Source organism: Sphingomonas sp. TF3, from assembly GCF_003985085.1.
Classification (GTDB): Bacteria; Pseudomonadota; Alphaproteobacteria; order Sphingomonadales; family Sphingomonadaceae; genus Sphingomonas.
In genome coordinates this window covers 84005-99728 of the sequence record NZ_RWKS01000016.1, presented here as the reverse complement: position 1 = coordinate 99728, position 15724 = coordinate 84005, and the positions used below count along the sequence as shown (strand labels likewise).

The following is a 15724-nucleotide window of genomic DNA, read 5'->3' as shown; positions in this document are numbered from 1 at the left end:
GGTCGGGCACCGCCAAGAGAGGAGCCTGGGGCAAAGATGAGCTGTAGGTCTTCATCCGTTTCCTCGTCCCGGAGAATCCGTTCGGTGATCTGGAGCAACCGGCCAAGCTCGATTAGGGCAGGAACGCCCGCGCGGATCGGCGCTTGGAAAATCTCTTCGCCGACCCAGCGGAAGCGGAGTGCGCCAAGCCGGGTCTCGTCGGCGACGCCGAGTAGGTAGTCGCTTTCGACAAGCGTGCGAACCGCGCGGCCTTCTCGATCGGCAAGACGGCGTTCGGCGCGCTGCATGAGGCGCCGGCCCCAGGTATCCGGAGCTGAGTCGCCGATGGAGCCGAACGTCGCAAGACCGGCAGGAGGGGCGAAGGCGCCGCGGGTCAGAGCAAGAGCTGGCTCCAGCGAGAAGCGGTCTGGGTCCTCAAGCCATGCGCCGTCATACTCGAAGAGGATGGTCTCGGTGCCCCGGACGCGATTGCTCCTCGCCAGTCCGATCGGGCGTGTGCGGCTGTCCAAATCGATATGGACCTCGAAGTCAGCCATCGCGGGACGATCCGGTTGGCCGCTTGAGGTGGACATGCTTGGGCAGGTCGGCGCTGGCGAGCGCCTGACCGACGCTGTCGTTGCTGATGTCGGCGACCTGGCTCAGGCCGTCCAGGAGGCCGAGCGCCTGCAGGACGCCGGCATAAATGCCGACGCTGACGTTGGTGTCCCCGGCTTCGACCCTTTGCAGCGTGGAGCGAGACGTGAAGGCGCGCTCGGCTACGACCGCCATCGGCAGCCGTCGGCGTCGACGGGCATCATGGATATCCGCCCCAAGCTTGCGCAGCGCGCGCCGCACCGCAGCAGGAGGGTTGTGTGGAGTGGGCATTTTGACACCTTCGCACTACAGATCGACCGAATATGTAGCACGAAGATTACAATTTATCTAGGCCCTTTGAGGACCTCATCTCAGCAGAGAACGAAGGTTCGATCTTACCGCTGTCGTGACGGCATCGACCGGGACCCTCCGGACGTCGGCGATCGCTGCGACCGTGGTTTTCACGTCCGCGGGCTCGCTGGGACGACCGTCAACCTGAGTGAAAGGGCCGTCTGTCTCCGTCAGTATGCGATCGATAGGCAAGTCGGAGACGAGGGAACGGCCGCGATCCGAGCGGGTCATCTCGGCATTGACGGAGAAATAGCAGCCGAGCGCCGCCGCACGTCGAGCCTCGCTTTTGCTTCCGGTGAACCAGTGAAGCACGACGGTGCCGCGATCCTGCGGGAGATATTGTTCGATCATATCGAGCACCGCTGGAACGCTCCTCACACTGTGGACAGTGAGAATCTTGCCTCCTGCTTCTGCGCATCGCTCAAGGACGCTACGGAACACATGCTTTTGGGTATCCAGCGATTTGTAGAAGCGCGGGCCGGCATCAAGACCGACTTCACCGACGTAGCGTGTCTCAGGCAGGTGACGCTCCCATAGCGGGAACTCGCCGGCGCGCTCCGCGACGAGCTGCGGATGCAGGCCGAGCGCAGCGCGCACGAAGCGGGTATGACGCGTGAGTTCATGATTGCGCGCCCAGGCCTTTGGCGTCGTCGTGACGGTCAGGGTGTAGATCCGAGCTGCTTCTGCCCTCGCGATCGCGGCCTCATGGTCGGGATAGAGGTCGAGATGGCAGTGGAAATCGACACCGACGGCTTGAGCATTCTCGGTCATCCCGGCCGCGTCCTCACACCTGCCAGGAGAGCTCCAACCTCTTCAAGGCCGCGCCGGTAGACGCCAGCGAGAGCAGCTTGCCGAGCTGGCGATTCATCGAAGAGTGGCCCCGGCTTGTGGATGAGAATCGGCGCCAGTGCCGGCCGGGCGCGAAGCCGCTCGATCGCAAGCTGGAAAGAGCGAATCTGGACACCTTCTGATTGGCGTGTGTCGAGCGCGCGGGCGGTGAGGTCATCGACCGTGTAGACGGTGGGATCTGGATCGGGGCGTAAGCCGGCAACGAGTGCTGCCCGTCTGATGAGACATGGCAGGCAATAGCCGCAATGCTGTGTGCCGAGACCCTGCCAGCGTCCCTTGGTCGGAGCCGCGCAGGATAGCGATGAGGGGACGAGGCGACGTAATAATGCGCCGTTGGTGCAGGCTGCGACCATCTCGCCCTTGGTCCTATCCCAATAGGGATTTTCGATCCTGCCGTTCAGGCCGAGCCCATGGAGGGCGTCATTCCAACGGGCGATGTAAAAAGGATGGGTCGTGCGCGTGCTTAGTGCGCCGAGGCGCAATGGATCGAGCGGCACGTTGACGGCGATGAGGCCGTTCTCGGGCACTTTCAAGGTGAACGCCCGCTCAAGTCCGCTTCCAGCGAAGACGCCGAGGGCGAAAAACAGGAACGACCTGCCGCGGGTCGTATTCTCTCCGCCTGAACCCCGGACGAAGCCATCCGGGTATGCCATCCAGAGGCGCAAGCGATCGAAGGCGCGGCCTCGATAGTGGGTCTTCAACGTGTCGAAGATGGTGGACTGCGCATCGCTGGTCGCACCTTCGCCAGCGTGACTAATGAGAAGCGGTGTACGGCCATTCTCAAGGGCGTCGATCGCGCCGATGAGACTGTCGAGGCCGCCCGAGAAGAGGGCGAGATCGTCGAAGGGAGGACCAATAAGCCGAGCAGGGTGTTCGGGAGCGACCCTGACGAAACGGCGCGGTCGGGCGCGAAACGCGATCGACCAGCGGTCGCCGGTGAGAAAGTTCAGCATCCGGACGAAGGTCGGCGCGACGGCTGTCCATCGATCGGGATCGGAAACCGGGACGATCAGCCGGATTTCGCGGGTCCAGCCATCCTGCGATTCACTCGCCCGCGAAATGCGTGTGTCAGCAGCGTGGACGTGGGCGGCCAGAACCAGGATGTCGACGCCGATCTCTGAAGGATGAACGCCAAGCCGCGACAGATCGCCGATCGCGCGTCCGATCCCGTGATCGAGTGTTCGCTCGCCGACAACTAGGTCGAGGCGGGTTTCGACCTCCTCATCGCCAAGGGGAAAGCGACCGCGGTCGCCGGGGCCGTATCGGCCTATGATGACGTGTCTCCTCATGCGCCGTCCGCCTCCGCATCGCCCATGATCTGCAAGATCCCGAACGCTTGCTCGTAGATGCGCCCGACGAACTGGAGCACGCGATCGGGCGTCAGCGCGGCAGCCGCGGCGCGGGCGACCGTGAGCGCATCAGCCACCCCGCGCCGAATGAAGTCGTTCAATTGCGCCTGCACGCGCGCGGCTTCGCGACTATCCGACGGCAGGGTGATCGTCTTCGCGCCGATGTCGTTGCAGAGCCGTGCTTCGATCGCGTTGGTCGCATACAGCTCGAACACGGTCTGCATCTGATCGGCGGTGAGGCCATCGAGGTCAGCAATGCCTGCACCGGCGAGGTCCGTGATGGTTTCGATGAACGCTTCGCGTGCGATGCCTTCGTCGATCGAACCGCCGTCAGGACACACATAGTCCGCCAGGCCGAGAAAGATTTCTTCGATAGGGCGGCCTGCGAGAGCGCCGAGGTTGAGCGCGCGAAGCGCTTCGGTCGCGCCGCGTGCAACGGCGTCCGACAGGAAGCCAAGCAAGCGGCTGCCTGCGCCGCGCGCCGATCCCATCCTCACGGCCGCGGTGCGCGCCCCACCTGCCGATGAGCCCACATAGTGCGACACGGCTCGGCCGAGGCTCTTGCGATCGCTGCCGCCCGAACCAGCGAAACGCGAGAAGTTGTTGCGAGCCGCTGAGAAGCGCGCGGGATCGGCTACCGGCGGCATGGGCGGGCGAGCCGGCGGCGCCGGGGGAGCGGCTGGTGGAGCACCGTCTGCTGGCGCCTCCGCGGGCGGACTGTCTGGTGGTCCACCATCGGGCGGAGCTCCGTCTGGAGCGGCAGGCGGTGCGCCGTCATCGCCTAGCCAGCTCGGGACGAGGGGCGTCCTGCCGCCCTGGCCGCCGAATGCGCTGGAGGTGCCCATCAGCGGGCTCCCTGGCGGGTGCGAAGAACACCCGTGGCCGCCACTTTGAGCATCGCGCCACCTTCTTTACCCCAGGTCTGAAGGAGGCGGTCGAAGCGTTGGGTCGCATCGTCGTCCTTAAGAACACCTTCCCAGCCGCCGCAGACCCATGGACCGAGACGATCTCGCGGGAGCGCTTCGAGGAAATCGACGAGATTGGCCTGCAGGGTCGGATGAGCTTTTACGAGAACCACCAAGCCAGCCGCGCCAGGCGGCTCAGTGTCAAAGCTGTCCCCACCGACGATGCGACCGCGCACAGCTTCGAAGATTTGGGCAGCTTCAGGTGGGGCCAGGCGCTTGAGATCGGCTTCGAGGCCCTGAACCGCGAATTTTGCGCCGAAGAGCTGTTCGACCACGGCACCGAGGTGGCCGAGCACTGAGGCGGCGCCGAAATAATCCTTCCTGTCCTTTGCGACGAAGAGGTAGGGGCGAAGATCCTCGCCACCGATCGCAGTTGGCACCGCCGCCCAAGCTTTGATCGCAGGCGAGGATAGCCATTCGCTCAAGAGCGCGCTCTCAGTCGACTTCACGGCTTCCAGTTTTGGCGTCGACTTCAGGGCCTCGTCGCCTTTGGCAGCGGCCTTCTCCGGCTTGGCCGCAGTTTTTGCGTCATCCTTGGCGGTCGCCGCCGCTTCGAGTGCTGACAGGTCCGGGCATTTGCCATTTGCTGCTGCCGCGGCGGCTGCGGCGATCTGATCGAAGAGGCGGGGCAGGAACCGCTCGGCGAGCATGAGTTTTGCGAGCACCGGCAGCTTGACGTCATCCCCGAACCCTCTCGCTTCGGCGATGCGCTGCCGCAAGACGAGCGTGTTGAGGAATCGCTTGATCTGACGCGGATTGCCCTTGGTTCCGTTAGCGAGGATCGGTCCGATCTGATCGCTGAGCGCCAAGGCATTGTTGGCGCGCGAAGCCTTGTCCCCGAGAGCGGTTCTGACGGTGGCAGCATCGAGCGCACCGGAGGTCCACGGGCGCTTAAGCCGTTCACGAGCGACCTTGATCAAGTCATTGAACGCCGGGTCGTTGTCGCCGAGTTCGGCGCCGACAAGGAGGAGAGTGACATAGATGCGCGTTTCCGTGTCCCCCAGCGCAGGAATTCGGAAGGGCACCTGGATGAGCTTTTCAAGGTAGTTCCGGGCATATGTCTGCGGACCGGTACTGTCCGGCAGATCGGGAAAGTGTTTGCGCACCGCATATTCGATCATCGCCTCGTCGGCGGCGACGACAAAGGCAGTGCGCGACGTGAAGACGAAGAGACGGACCGCCTCCAAGGTCTCGATCGCGGTGTCGGGCAAGCAGCGATCGAGGTCATCGATCAGGACGACGAGTTGCGCGACACCCGCCTTGTCGAGAAGATCGTCGAAGGCTTTCCGGAATGCGTTGATCTCTTCGGGAACGTTGGTCGAGTCGCCTTCACCCTTCGGCTTCAACAGGCCTTTCACGCCTTCGACGGCGGCTTCGAGATTATCCTTGGTCGCGAGCTTTGCCGGATCGGCGAGGAAGCCTTCCAAGGTGCCGACGATGGCCTGAATCTGATCAGGAGTCGGAATTCCGGTGAAGGCGGTGAACGCGAGCCCACCAGCTTTCTTCGCCACCTTGAGCCAGTCGATCCGGCGAAAGACATCCTTGACCGTTTCGCCCGCCGCAGTGAGAGCGGGGCGCTTTTCGATGAGCCCTGTGACGATGCCTTCGATAAGCGCAATTTTAGCGTCTTCGAATCCCTGAAAACGCCAGCCATTGAACTTGAGGCACAGGACCTTCGCTTCCCCCTCGAAGCCCGCCTCGATCATCTCCAGCACACTAGACTTGCCGGCGCCCCAATCGCCATGGACACCAACAGTCACCGGTTGATCGGGCCGGTCGCGCAAGAGCTTGATGATGGTCGCTGCGATCGCCTCATTGTTGAGAAGGTCGACCTTGGTCTCGTTGTCCGTCAGGATCACTGCTTGCCCCCACACGTTCAGCAGCCGAAGGAGCCCGTCCTGGCGGCTGCGCTCCGCAACAGCAGTTCGCCTGCCTTCTTCGTGCTACGGATCTTGGGATTGTGTAGCATGAAGCTTACAATCTTGCTAGATTGAGAGTCGCCACATGAATTCTATGACGATCCGGGACACGTCATTCGTCGGATCTTACCGCAATGAGGTGTTGGCAGACCTCGGCAGGATGCATTGGCGCGCGCTTCCGCATCTGGATGAACTCGAGGCGGGGATGAAGGAACCCGAGGGCTGGTAGGTTATGATGTCGTTTCGTGAAGCCCAGGCGGTCGAAGACCTGGCGGACCTTCTCTATGATTTTCTCCCCGGAAGCGGAAACAACAGAACCGCGTTTCCGCTTGCCGCTGCGCAGGCTGGTGTTGGCGATCTGTGGGTCGCAGGCAGCAAGCGGCCGGCGATCGTGCAGCTCTTGGCCGCGACGCTCGAACAGCGCCGGTCGTGTTTCACCAAGCTAATCGTGGCGATCGTCCGACAGGCGATGACCTACCGGCGCGGTAAGGGAAATCCCCTGAGCCGCGAAGAAATTGATCGGCTGAACATTCTCCTTCCGGGCGTCCAGTTCAAAATCCCCGAGTTGCTTGATTCAAGCTTCCTCAGCAGCTTCGGCTCGGCGAAGGCGGGGGAACCTGCGCCGCAGGCGTCTTCGACTTTGAGTGAGGCAAAGGCCCAGGAACTCGCGACGCTGCTCGTTGAGATCACCAAGCTCGACCCGCAGACGCGAGGTCTGCGATTCGAAGGCTTCCTCAACGAGCTGTTCGCCGGCTTTGGGCTCGCGCCGCGCGGCTCGTTCCGTCTCGTCGGCGAGCAGATCGATGGCAGTTTCAAGCTGCATGGACAGACCTATCTGGTGGAAGCGAAATGGCACGGGCCTCAGATTGGCTTCGCCGATCTGATGACCTTTTCGGGCAAAGTCGGCGGAAAGGCGTCGTGGTCGCGTGGACTGTTCGTTAGCAATTCTGGCTTCACGACCGAGGGGCTCGAAGCGTTCTCGCGTGGGCGGCAAACCAATCTGATATGCGCTGACGGGCTCGACCTCTATGAGGTCCTCTCGCGCAAGGTCTCATTGATCGCGGTTTTAGAAGCGAAGGAACGCCGTGCTGCCGAAACGAACCGGGCGTTCGTCGCCGTGCGAGATCTAAATCTCTGAGCGGGAGTTGAATAGCTTTGGGCTGCGATGACGGTATAGCCAGTGAGGTATGGGCGATGACCCATCGTACTGTAGCGTGCAGACGGCGGGGCGGACTTGATCGATGTTGGGTGGGCTTCCTGCACCGTGTTCGGCGATAGATGGCGGAAGGTGCGTTTCGCGAAAGCAGCCGAAAAATCCAATGTTTTCAGGAGCGCGAGGTTTTGACGGATTGGCTGACGGTATAGGGAGTCGTGAAAAATTTTTTGCCTAGTAAATTCAAATCGTTATGAGGGCAGGAAACAATCGAATGGGAATGACGCGCGGAGCTCGGCGGCAGCATCGGGGGTGACCGGTTGCTTGCGCGCTGAACAGGCGCGCCAAAGTCGGCCGTGCCGTTCAGCATTATGCGGCTGATGCTTCCGACGATCCTTCCGGAAGCGACGGTGGAGATCGCCCCGCTGGGGTTCGGTCGTTCGCCAGAAACAGCATTGCAACGATCACGGCGGCGAGGCCGGAGGCCGCGCCGACGCCCAGTGCCCAGCGCGGGCCGAGATGGTCCGCGACCCATCCCACGATCGGCGCACCGATCGGCGTTCCACCCAAGGCGACACCAACCCGCAGCGCCATGACGCGCCCACGCATGGTTGGCTCGGTCGACAATTGCATCAGGCTGTTGCTGGTGTTGGTGAAGGTCAGGGCGGCGGCACCCGTCACCGCCAAAGCAGCGGCAAAGAGCCAATAGGTCGGCGCGATCGCGGCCAGGGCGCATCCCACCGCGAAGACGGCTGCGCCCGCCAGCAGCGCGGTGAAGCCCGGACGCTGCCGCCCGGCACTGAGCAATGCGCCTGCAACGGTCCCGATCGCCATGATCGAGGACAACAGGCCGTAGGCGCGCGCATCGGCGTGGAACACGCCGACGGCCATGGTGGAGATGAAGATGGGAAAGTTCAGGCCGAACGTCCCGATCAGCAGCAGCATCAACAGCATCGCCCTGAGATCGCGGCGCGCCTGGACATAGCGAAGGCCCTGGACAAAGCTTCCGCTTACTCGTGTTGCCCGAGGTCGCACATGCAGCTCGGCCGTGCGCAGGCCAGCGAGCGAGATCAGCACCGCGACGAAAGACGCGCCGTTTAACAGGAAGGCCCAACCGGTTCCGACGGCTGCGATGACGATGCCCGATATCGCCGGACCGATCATGCGGGCGGCGTTGAACGCGGTCGAGTTCAGCGCAACCGCGTTGGCGAGATGCGTATCCCCCACCAGTTGCGCGACGAAAACCTGTCGCACCGGTGCGTCGAACGCGGCCGCGCAGCCGAACGCGAAGGCAAACACATAGACGTGCCACAGTTGGACGGCACCGCTGACGGTGAGTATGCCGAGCGCCAGGGCCAGACTGCCCATCGTTGCCTGTGTGACGATCAGCAACGTGCGCTGGTCGAGGTGATCGGCAGCCGAGCCGGTCCAGGGGAGCAAAAGGAACTGCGGCGCGAACTGGAGCGCCATCACGATGCCGACTGCGGCGGCGCTGTGATGCGTGAGGATGGTCAGCACCAGCCAGTCCTGTGCAGTGCGTTGCACCCACGTGCCGACATTGGAAACGAAAGACCCGGTGATCCAGACGCGGTAGTTGAAGGTGCCGAGCGATCGGAAGACCTGGGTTCCGGGCGCGCTCATGGCTGCTCCGGCGCGTTGCCTCCGTGGAAGCGGCCGAAATGCCACGCGCAGAACAAGCCGAGCGCCAGCATTCCGAGGCCAAAGGCGGTCACCTGGAGCGTGTCACGCAGGTCGAAGGTGCCGACCCGGCATACCAGCAGATAGGACAGGACCAGATTGGCAAAGCCCCACAGCAAATTCACAGTAGAGGAGGACAGCCCTTCGCCTCGCGGCGTGGCGAACGGGCTCTGGAACGGCCGCCCGGTGACGCCGCTCACCCAATGCGGGATCGCGTTCGCCAGAAAGGCACCGCCGAAGAAGTAGGACAGGAGGTGAAGCCATGTCATCAGCAGCACCTTTCCAGGTGAGAGAGGATGTCATCGGTGCACCCCGTCTCGCCCAACCGGGGAAACACATTGCGGATGCTGTAATCGTGGGCCTCGGGGCGGGTGTCGCTCATCGCGTCGATGGCGAGCGTGACGTTAAAGCCGTTCTCATACGCTTGGCGCGCCGTGGCCTCGACGCCGGTGGCGGTGGCAATGCCGCAGATGACGACCTGTGTAACGCCCAGCGCCTTCAGTCGCTGGTCCAGATCGGTACCGGCGAAGGCACCCCAGCTCTGTTTGGTGACGAGGATATCGCTCGGCTGGAGACCGAGTTCGGGGACAAGGTCGGCGAAATCGGCCGGCAATGCGCTCATGTCGCGCTGCGGCCGCTCGGTTCGCCCCGGTGCCCCGCCGGTGACATTGACCAGCGCCACCGGCAATCCGCGCGCGCGGAATGCCTCGATCAACGCACGGTTGCGGTCGATGACCTGCTTGATCGAATGGACGACAGGGTAGGTGACGATGCCCTTCTGCAAATCGACGACGATCAAAGCAGTCTTCGGGTCGAGCGTGGTCAGTGCCATGGGTATCCCTTTGCGAATGCCTGTTCAGTCATCGACGAGGCGCTGGAGCAGGGCGATGGCTGCCGCCAGCTGGCCCTGTTCTTGCGGGGAAAGCCGCGCCTCGATTTTGTGGAACAACCAGTCCTGCCGTGCCGCGCGACCCGCAGCGACCCATTGCCGACAGGCGTCGGTCAGCGACAGCAGCGTTTGTCGTCCATCGCGTGGGTCCTGCGCGCCTTGTACCAGACCAGCCTCTTCCAGCGCGGCAATGACCGCCCCCATTGACTGCGGTCGCATCCCTTCCGCTCGTGCAAGGTGCGATGTCGTGGCGGGCCCATCCTTCTCGATACGAAGCAGCACGGCGGTTTGCGATGGGGTCAGGTCGCCGACATTCGATTGTTCGCGCAGCCGACGTTTGAGCTTTCCCATCAACCCGCGAAGATCGTGCGCCAGTTGCGTTGCCTGGGCGATGTCGGAATCGGGTGTCGGTGCTGACATATCGGTGCCTTTAGATATTTGAAGTTAAACTGTAAAGATAAACTTCAAAGATCGGGATTTCGTCTCACCTGGCGGGTCGCGGGCGGGTAAAGGCCTGAGGACCATCTGCTTTTAAGATCGTTGCGCGCGGAGCCGGTCTCGCGACGGGGCTGTGGCGGCTTTTAGGCCTTATCCTGAATCAGGCAGCAGCGGCGTTGAGCTCACCCCGTTCGAACATGTGGGCCCAGGTGCGCCGCCACGAAAGCGGCGTGTCGCCGACCATGCGCCGGAACAGGCGGGTAAGATGCGCCTGGTCGGTGAGCCCGCAGGTGCAGGCGATGTGACTCAAGGATTCCTTGGTGGTGAGCATGAGCGTTTGGGCGCGCCGAATGCGGCGGCGTATCAGAAAGGCGTGTGGGGTCTCGCCCACGGTGACCTTGAAGGCGCGGCAAAAGTGGCCGGTGCTGAGGCGCACGACCGCAGCCAAGCCGTCCAGCACGATGGTGTCGCCAAGGCGCTCCTCGACATAGTCGCTTACGCGCTGCAACTGCCAGGGCGCGAGACCGCCCCGCGTGATGGAGCTGGCATTGGCTTCGACGGGAAGCGCGGGGACGAGAAGATCCTCGATCGGCCGCGGTTCGCCGTTGCCAAGCACCAGCGCCAGTCGATCCAGATAGCGGCGCGCTGCGTGCGGATCATGTTCGATGGTACGGCGCGCGTAATCGATCAGTTCGGCGGGGTTGGAAGACCAAAGTCCGCCTGTGCAAGCACCGGAAGGCTCATGGCTTCGAGGGTCGCTAAGCAGCATGGGGGCAGCGTAAGCCGCTGGCGCGAGAGTGATAATCCCTAAGGGGTAGCCAGAATGCCCCCCTTTCGGGTGGGGCCGGGTTACGCTTGCGCTACAGGTCGATCAGGCCACGTTTGGCGGCGATCGTTACGGCGTGGGTGCGATCAGATGCGCCCAGTTTCGCGAAGATCGCCTTCATATGCGCTTTGATGGTGTCTTCGGATACGCCGAGTTTGGCCGCGATCTGCTTGTTGGAATTGCCCTGGGCGGCAAGCGAAAGAACGCTGATTTCGCGTTCGCTGGGGGCGTCCGCGACCAGATGGAGCGCGATGTCGGTGGCGACATCGGCGTCGAGATGCTTGCCGCCGGCATGAACCGACCGGATTGCCTGCAGCAATTCCTTGCGCAAGCTGTTCTTCAGCAGATACCCCGCCGCCCCGGCGCGCAGGGCGCGCAGCGCATGGGCGTCGCCGGAATAGGTGGTCAGTACGATGATGCGCGCCTTGGGTGAGCGTTCCCGGATCGCGGCGATCGCCTGGTCGCCGCTCAGACCCGGTAGTTGCAAGTCCATCAAGACGATGTCCGGCAGCAATTCGCGATATCGAACAACCGCGTCGGCACCGCTATCGGCCTCGCCCACCACCCGCATGTCGGCTTGCGTCTCGACGACCGCACGCACGCCTTCGCGCAGGAACGGGTGGTCGTCGACGACGAGAATACGGATCGGCGAGGAGAGCGGCAGACAAACGGTTCCAGGGTGAGGAGGCGAGCGCATGATCGGCGCTCTTGTCCCGTTGTTCAAGGGGCTTGCCGAAGCGGCATCAGGCCCGGGCAAGGTCGGCATAAGCGCGCACGAATGCAGCATGGGTGGCGGTCAGGTGCGCGGCCCCGGTGCAGAAGATCCACAGCTTGAGATCGAAACGGACCGGATAGGCGTTCAGCGCGGCCAGCAGGCCTCTGAGCATCGCCATCGCCACTCCGGCGGAGTCGACGACCGCAATACCGCTATCGAGCAAGCTCGGTGCAAACGATGCGGATACGGCACCCCGTCGCAGCGCTTCACTCGTCGCTGCGCTCATCGCCGTTTCCAGAACGGCGGGCGACCATGATTCGGGATCGCCCATGCCGACAAGCAGAATGGTGGAGGCGGCTACGGGCAAGCGCGGCGTCGAAAGCGCCAGGATCTCGCCAGGGGCGGCGCTGAACACGCCATCGCCGCGCAACCGCATCACCGCACCGCCGACAGCCTTGTCGAGGTGGCGCAGGCCGCCGACCGCGCCATCTGGCGACAACTCGTGCGTGAACACCCCAGCTGCGGCCAAATCGACTGCGGCGGTGACGGCATCGGTCGGCGCGACGGCAATGCCAACCCCCGCCCATTCGCCGATCGGCATCGCGTCGTTCGAGGATGTCGGGTCGTCCATATAGGAAACTCACGCGATCGGGAAAGGTTCTGGAGGTGGGGCTACCGGTAAGCGAACAAGGCCCGGTGCGGCGGAGAATGGGTGCGCAACAGCCGAATAGCTTGTACAAAAATGCGGTGTTTTGGCGTTATCGTGCGTAGTGCCGTGCGGCGAAGGTCAAGGAAATAGTCTGTTTCTTCCGTGCGATGGCGTGATGGCGCCCGGCAGCGATGCTTTACGAATGGCGTTCCCGGCGGAAGGACCCGCGCAGGCGCAGGATCCAGGCAACCACCGCATTGGTCGCCCTTTGGATGACCGAGCGGGGCCGGGCATAAGCGATCCGCCCCGGAACGGTGACGACCACCTCGGCCCCGCCACTTTCGAGATTGGACAGGGTCAGCGCGGCGGCCAGCTTGTCGGCGCGCTCGCGCATGCCAGGCAGGCCGAAATGGCCCGGTTTCGCGCCCTGGGCGAGGATCCTGTCGCTAAAGCCACAGCCATTGTCGCGAATGGACAGGCGCAATACCCACCGCGCGAAGTCGAGCGAAACGATCGCCTGGGTTGCTTGCGAATGCCACAGCGTGTTGGTGAGGGCTTCGCGCGCGATCGCCGCCAGCTCATCGATGATCGGGTCGCAGAGTTTGCGGGGCAGGCCATGCTCGATAATTTCGATCGAAAGACCATCGCCGATCTGACAGGCCATTGCTTGCAGCGCCGCCTGCAGCGTCGCGCTGCTCTCCGTCCGTAAGTTGAGCACGCGATCGCGCCCTTCCAGCAAGACGTCGTCGCCCCGTTCCAGGGCCGACTCAAGCATGCGGTGCGCGCGACTACCCGGTGCCATTATGTTGCCGACGGCCTGGAACCGCAGCATCATCGCTTGCATGCCTTGCAGCAGCGTGTCGTGCAACTCGCGCGCGATCCGTTCGCGCTCGGCGACCTGCGCCGCGATCAGCCTGCGCGTGCGATCCTCGATCGCCCGTTTGCGGATGCGGTACAGCGCGGCAAGCAGCAGCAACGCGGTGGCTGCTACCGCCAGTCGGAAGAGCCACGTCTGGTAAAAGGTGGGCGCTACCGTCAGCTCGATCGAGGCTCCGCGCTGGTTCCAGACTCCGTCGGCATTGGCGGCGATCACTTGGAAGGTCCAATGCCCCGGCGCGACATTGGTGTACGTTGCCTGGCGCCGCGAGCCGGGATCGACCCAATCCTCATCGACGCCCGTCAAGCGGTAGCGAAATTGCACGCGATCCGGATCGAGCAGGCTGAGCGCGGCATAATCGATTTGCACGCGCCGCGTGCCGGCTGGGATCGCAATCTGTGCTGCGGGCGCAACCTCCTTGCCATCGGCAGTGACCGAACGGATCAGCACTGGCGGGGGGGCAGCATTGGGTTCCAGGCGACCGGGGTCGATCCAGGCAATGCCGTGGCTGGCAGCAAGCCAGATCCGTCCGTCTCCGCTGCGAATTGCGGTCGAGTAGCTTGCATCCTGCTGTGCGGCCCCCGGTACGCCGTCCGCCATTGTAAACAGGCGGTAGGCCAATGGTCGTCCGTTGGACAGCGCGCTGGTGAGCGCCGCTTGCGTCGTTTGCAGAACGCCGCGCAGCCCGCTGATCCACACGATATCCCGCGCGCCGCGCGCTATGCCGGTGATGCCGACGAGCACGGGAAAGCGATCCGATGTCAAACTGCGAAACCGGTCGCCACTCCCGATGGCGAGGCCGCTGTCGCCCCCGACGAGCACCGGCCCCTGGCCCGTATCGCTTGGCACGACGATGTTGACCCTGCCGATATTGACGTCTGCTGCAATCGGTTTGCATACCGTGCCTACGCACCCGATCAGGCGGTCATCGGCGTAGAACCAACGGCCGACCGGTCCGATGAACGGGATTTCGAGCCTGCGGTCGACCGTCGGAACACCTGTGATGGGGAGCATCCGCCATCCACCCCGGTAGGGTTGCAGCACGCCTTGCCCGCGCACGGCAATCGTCGGGGTCCCGTGGCCGTCACGCGACCACGTCAACACCTTGCCGGGGAGCGCAGGCAAACCCAGCGTGACCAATCGATCGCGTTGCAAGCCGAAAAGCCTGCCGCGTTGTTCGACGATCAGCCGATTGCCATCGGCAGCGATCATTGCCGGGCCGAAGGCCAGGTGCAACACGGGATGGAGCGAGCCATCGCTTGCGGCGCGCGACAGCGTTTGCGTGCGGGTGACGACATAGATCGTCCCATCGGCCAGCGCGGTCTGCAGATAGGCTTTGTAAGGGGAGGGGCCAAAGGCATCGGCTCGCACCACGCGCGCGCGCCGAAAGCGGTCCAGTCCCAGATTGGTGCCGACCCAGATCGCGCCCTCGCGATCCTCAAACAGCGGGACCGCGGCATTGGCGCTCAGGCCTTGCCGATCTTCCCAATGTTCGACGCGGGCGGATGTGCCGACGGCAGGGGGCAGCAGGCGGCTGACACCGCCATTCCCGCCCGTCCACCAGATCGCGCCTTGGTGATCGATCAGGGCGCGTTTGATGCCGGGCGTGCCTTGCGGCAGCGAGAGCGGTTCCAGCCCGGGCAGCGGCTCTCGATCGAATGGCTTGCCAAGGCGCGACACGCCAGCCCGGGCGAGGGCGACACCGCCATTGTGCGTTCCGACCAGACTGTCGCCCGGTCGGGCCCATGCTACGGGGGTAAGGACACGCTCACCGGGTCCGAGACGCAGGATTTGTCGGTCGGTGGTCGCCCAGATCGTGCCGTCATGCGCCGCGACCACGCTGCCAAGCTTGCCGGGGACAATCCGGCGGTCGGCGGGAATCCAGTGCCACCGCGCACCGTCGAAGCGCGCAAGGTGCCTGGGGCCGCGCCAGAAGGCCGCCCAAATCGTCCCATCGGGACCGCGTATCAAACGGTCGACCGAGTCATTGGCCGCACCGAAGCGGGTTAGCGTTCCGTCCCGTAGACGAGCGATTTGGCCATTGTAGAAACCAAGCCACAGGTCGCCGTCTGGAGTAGCCAGCAAGGCGGTGATGTTGCGGCTGGGCAGCTTGCCGACGCGCGGACGGATTTCCTCGAAGCGGATCCCGTCGAATCGATAGAGGCCGCCGCCGGTGCCTAGCCACAGGAAACCGTCCGCCGTCTGTGCGATCGCCCAGATATCGGGCGGTGCGCCATCCTCGATTGTCCAGCTGCTGTGATGGAATTGTTCGGGCGCTCGACTTGGCCCCTGCGCGGCGACCGGCGGGAACCATGGTAGCACCAACGCCATGAGCGCCGCGAGCAACAGGACGCGGACGCGGCCGCTCATGGGCAAGGGGATGCTGTTCGGGTCACGGTGTCTGTCACGGCCGTCGCGATGCCCGATCCGTTACGCTCCCGCAATAGCGCGGCCGGAGCGCGGGTGGACGATC

Annotated in this window: 14 protein-coding genes and 1 pseudogene; 1 reads left to right on the top strand and 14 read right to left on the bottom strand. The window is 63.8% G+C overall.

Annotation, left to right across the window (positions count from 1 at the left end; all coding sequences use genetic code 11):
* The 6 genes and pseudogenes from EJC47_RS14895 to qatA form a co-directional block, all read right to left on the bottom strand.
* Nucleotides 1–536, bottom strand: a pseudogene (locus tag EJC47_RS14895) (HipA N-terminal domain-containing protein); the annotation flags it as partial.
* The gene (locus EJC47_RS14890) at nucleotides 529–864 is read right to left on the bottom strand and encodes a helix-turn-helix domain-containing protein (RefSeq protein ID WP_126848722.1); all 336 of its coding nucleotides are present in this window, start codon (nucleotides 862–864) and stop codon (nucleotides 529–531) included. The gene EJC47_RS14890 and the pseudogene EJC47_RS14895, both read right to left, overlap by 8 nt.
* Nucleotides 865–939: 75 nt before the next feature.
* Complete coding sequence (qatD, locus tag EJC47_RS14885) at nucleotides 940–1695, bottom strand: Qat anti-phage system TatD family nuclease QatD (protein ID WP_126848721.1); 756 nt, start codon at nucleotides 1693–1695, stop codon at nucleotides 940–942.
* Nucleotides 1692–3062: a Qat anti-phage system QueC-like protein QatC gene (gene qatC, locus EJC47_RS14880; protein WP_126848720.1), complete on the bottom strand. Its 1371-nt coding sequence runs from the start codon at nucleotides 3060–3062 to the stop codon at nucleotides 1692–1694. Before qatC ends, qatD begins: the two co-directional genes overlap by 4 nt.
* Nucleotides 3059–3769 (bottom strand): Qat anti-phage system associated protein QatB, encoded by a 711-nt coding sequence (gene qatB / locus EJC47_RS21390; RefSeq protein WP_312845347.1) that lies wholly within the window; start codon nucleotides 3767–3769, stop codon nucleotides 3059–3061. Before qatB ends, qatC begins: the two co-directional genes overlap by 4 nt.
* Before the next feature lie 197 nt (nucleotides 3770–3966).
* Entirely contained in the window at nucleotides 3967–5946 is a 1980-nt protein-coding gene (gene qatA, locus EJC47_RS14870; protein ID WP_126848719.1) for a Qat anti-phage system ATPase QatA, read from the bottom strand.
* Between the two features lie 292 nt (nucleotides 5947–6238).
* Here qatA and EJC47_RS14865 point away from each other — a divergent pair, with 292 nt between their 5' ends.
* A complete protein-coding gene (locus EJC47_RS14865) occupies nucleotides 6239–7144 on the top strand; it encodes a restriction endonuclease (RefSeq protein ID WP_260591595.1) in 906 nt (301 codons plus the stop codon).
* Nucleotides 7145–7528: 384 nt separating this feature from the next.
* On the opposite strand, the gene EJC47_RS14860 is transcribed toward EJC47_RS14865, so the two are convergent.
* The 8 genes from EJC47_RS14860 to EJC47_RS14825 all read right to left on the bottom strand — a co-directional run bounded on the left by EJC47_RS14860 (nucleotide 7529) and on the right by EJC47_RS14825 (nucleotide 15621).
* Complete coding sequence (locus EJC47_RS14860) at nucleotides 7529–8800, bottom strand: MFS transporter (protein ID WP_126848718.1); 1272 nt, start codon at nucleotides 8798–8800, stop codon at nucleotides 7529–7531.
* Nucleotides 8797–9126, bottom strand: coding sequence for a hypothetical protein (locus EJC47_RS14855; protein ID WP_126848717.1), 330 nt, complete (start codon nucleotides 9124–9126; stop codon nucleotides 8797–8799). Before EJC47_RS14855 ends, EJC47_RS14860 begins: the two co-directional genes overlap by 4 nt.
* Nucleotides 9126–9689, bottom strand: a complete 564-nt coding sequence (locus tag EJC47_RS14850) for an isochorismatase family protein (RefSeq protein WP_126848716.1) — start codon at nucleotides 9687–9689, stop codon at nucleotides 9126–9128. The genes EJC47_RS14855 and EJC47_RS14850 overlap by 1 nt, the downstream gene beginning before the upstream one ends.
* 24 nt (nucleotides 9690–9713) lie before the next feature.
* Nucleotides 9714–10166, bottom strand: coding sequence for a MarR family winged helix-turn-helix transcriptional regulator (locus EJC47_RS14845; protein WP_126848715.1), 453 nt, complete (start codon nucleotides 10164–10166; stop codon nucleotides 9714–9716).
* A gap of 178 nt (nucleotides 10167–10344) precedes the next feature.
* A complete protein-coding gene (locus EJC47_RS14840) occupies nucleotides 10345–10953 on the bottom strand; it encodes a helix-turn-helix domain-containing protein (protein ID WP_033964653.1) in 609 nt (202 codons plus the stop codon).
* A gap of 91 nt (nucleotides 10954–11044) precedes the next feature.
* Nucleotides 11045–11707, bottom strand: a complete 663-nt coding sequence (locus EJC47_RS14835) for a response regulator transcription factor (protein WP_171010545.1) — start codon at nucleotides 11705–11707, stop codon at nucleotides 11045–11047.
* Nucleotides 11708–11753: 46 nt separating this feature from the next.
* On the bottom strand, nucleotides 11754–12356 hold the full coding sequence (locus tag EJC47_RS14830; protein WP_052192307.1) for a M17 family peptidase N-terminal domain-containing protein: 603 nt from the start codon (nucleotides 12354–12356) through the stop codon (nucleotides 11754–11756).
* A 214-nt stretch (nucleotides 12357–12570) separates the two neighbouring features.
* Nucleotides 12571–15621 carry a sensor histidine kinase gene (locus EJC47_RS14825; protein ID WP_126848713.1) on the bottom strand — a complete coding sequence of 1017 codons (3051 nt, stop codon included), beginning with the start codon at nucleotides 15619–15621 and terminating at the stop codon, nucleotides 12571–12573.
* Nucleotides 15622–15724: the final 103 nt, after the last annotated feature.

Coding starts and splice junctions, on each gene's coding strand:
- qatB (WP_312845347.1), bottom strand. CDS start 3,769: ATGCCGCCGGTAGCCGATCCCGCGCGCTTCTCAGCGGCTCGCAACAAC.
- EJC47_RS14890 (WP_126848722.1), bottom strand. CDS start 864: ATGCCCACTCCACACAACCCTCCTGCTGCGGTGCGGCGCGCGCTGCGC.
- EJC47_RS14850 (WP_126848716.1), bottom strand. CDS start 9,689: ATGGCACTGACCACGCTCGACCCGAAGACTGCTTTGATCGTCGTCGAT.
- EJC47_RS14840 (WP_033964653.1), bottom strand. CDS start 10,953: ATGCTGCTTAGCGACCCTCGAAGCCATGAGCCTTCCGGTGCTTGCACA.
- EJC47_RS14855 (WP_126848717.1), bottom strand. CDS start 9,126: ATGACATGGCTTCACCTCCTGTCCTACTTCTTCGGCGGTGCCTTTCTG.
- qatC (WP_126848720.1), bottom strand. CDS start 3,062: ATGAGGAGACACGTCATCATAGGCCGATACGGCCCCGGCGACCGCGGT.
- EJC47_RS14845 (WP_126848715.1), bottom strand. CDS start 10,166: ATGTCAGCACCGACACCCGATTCCGACATCGCCCAGGCAACGCAACTG.
- EJC47_RS14830 (WP_052192307.1), bottom strand. CDS start 12,356: ATGGACGACCCGACATCCTCGAACGACGCGATGCCGATCGGCGAATGG.
- EJC47_RS14825 (WP_126848713.1), bottom strand. CDS start 15,621: ATGAGCGGCCGCGTCCGCGTCCTGTTGCTCGCGGCGCTCATGGCGTTG.
- EJC47_RS14835 (WP_171010545.1), bottom strand. CDS start 11,707: ATGCGCTCGCCTCCTCACCCTGGAACCGTTTGTCTGCCGCTCTCCTCG.
- EJC47_RS14865 (WP_260591595.1), top strand. CDS start 6,239: ATGATGTCGTTTCGTGAAGCCCAGGCGGTCGAAGACCTGGCGGACCTT.
- qatD (WP_126848721.1), bottom strand. CDS start 1,695: ATGACCGAGAATGCTCAAGCCGTCGGTGTCGATTTCCACTGCCATCTC.
- EJC47_RS14860 (WP_126848718.1), bottom strand. CDS start 8,800: ATGAGCGCGCCCGGAACCCAGGTCTTCCGATCGCTCGGCACCTTCAAC.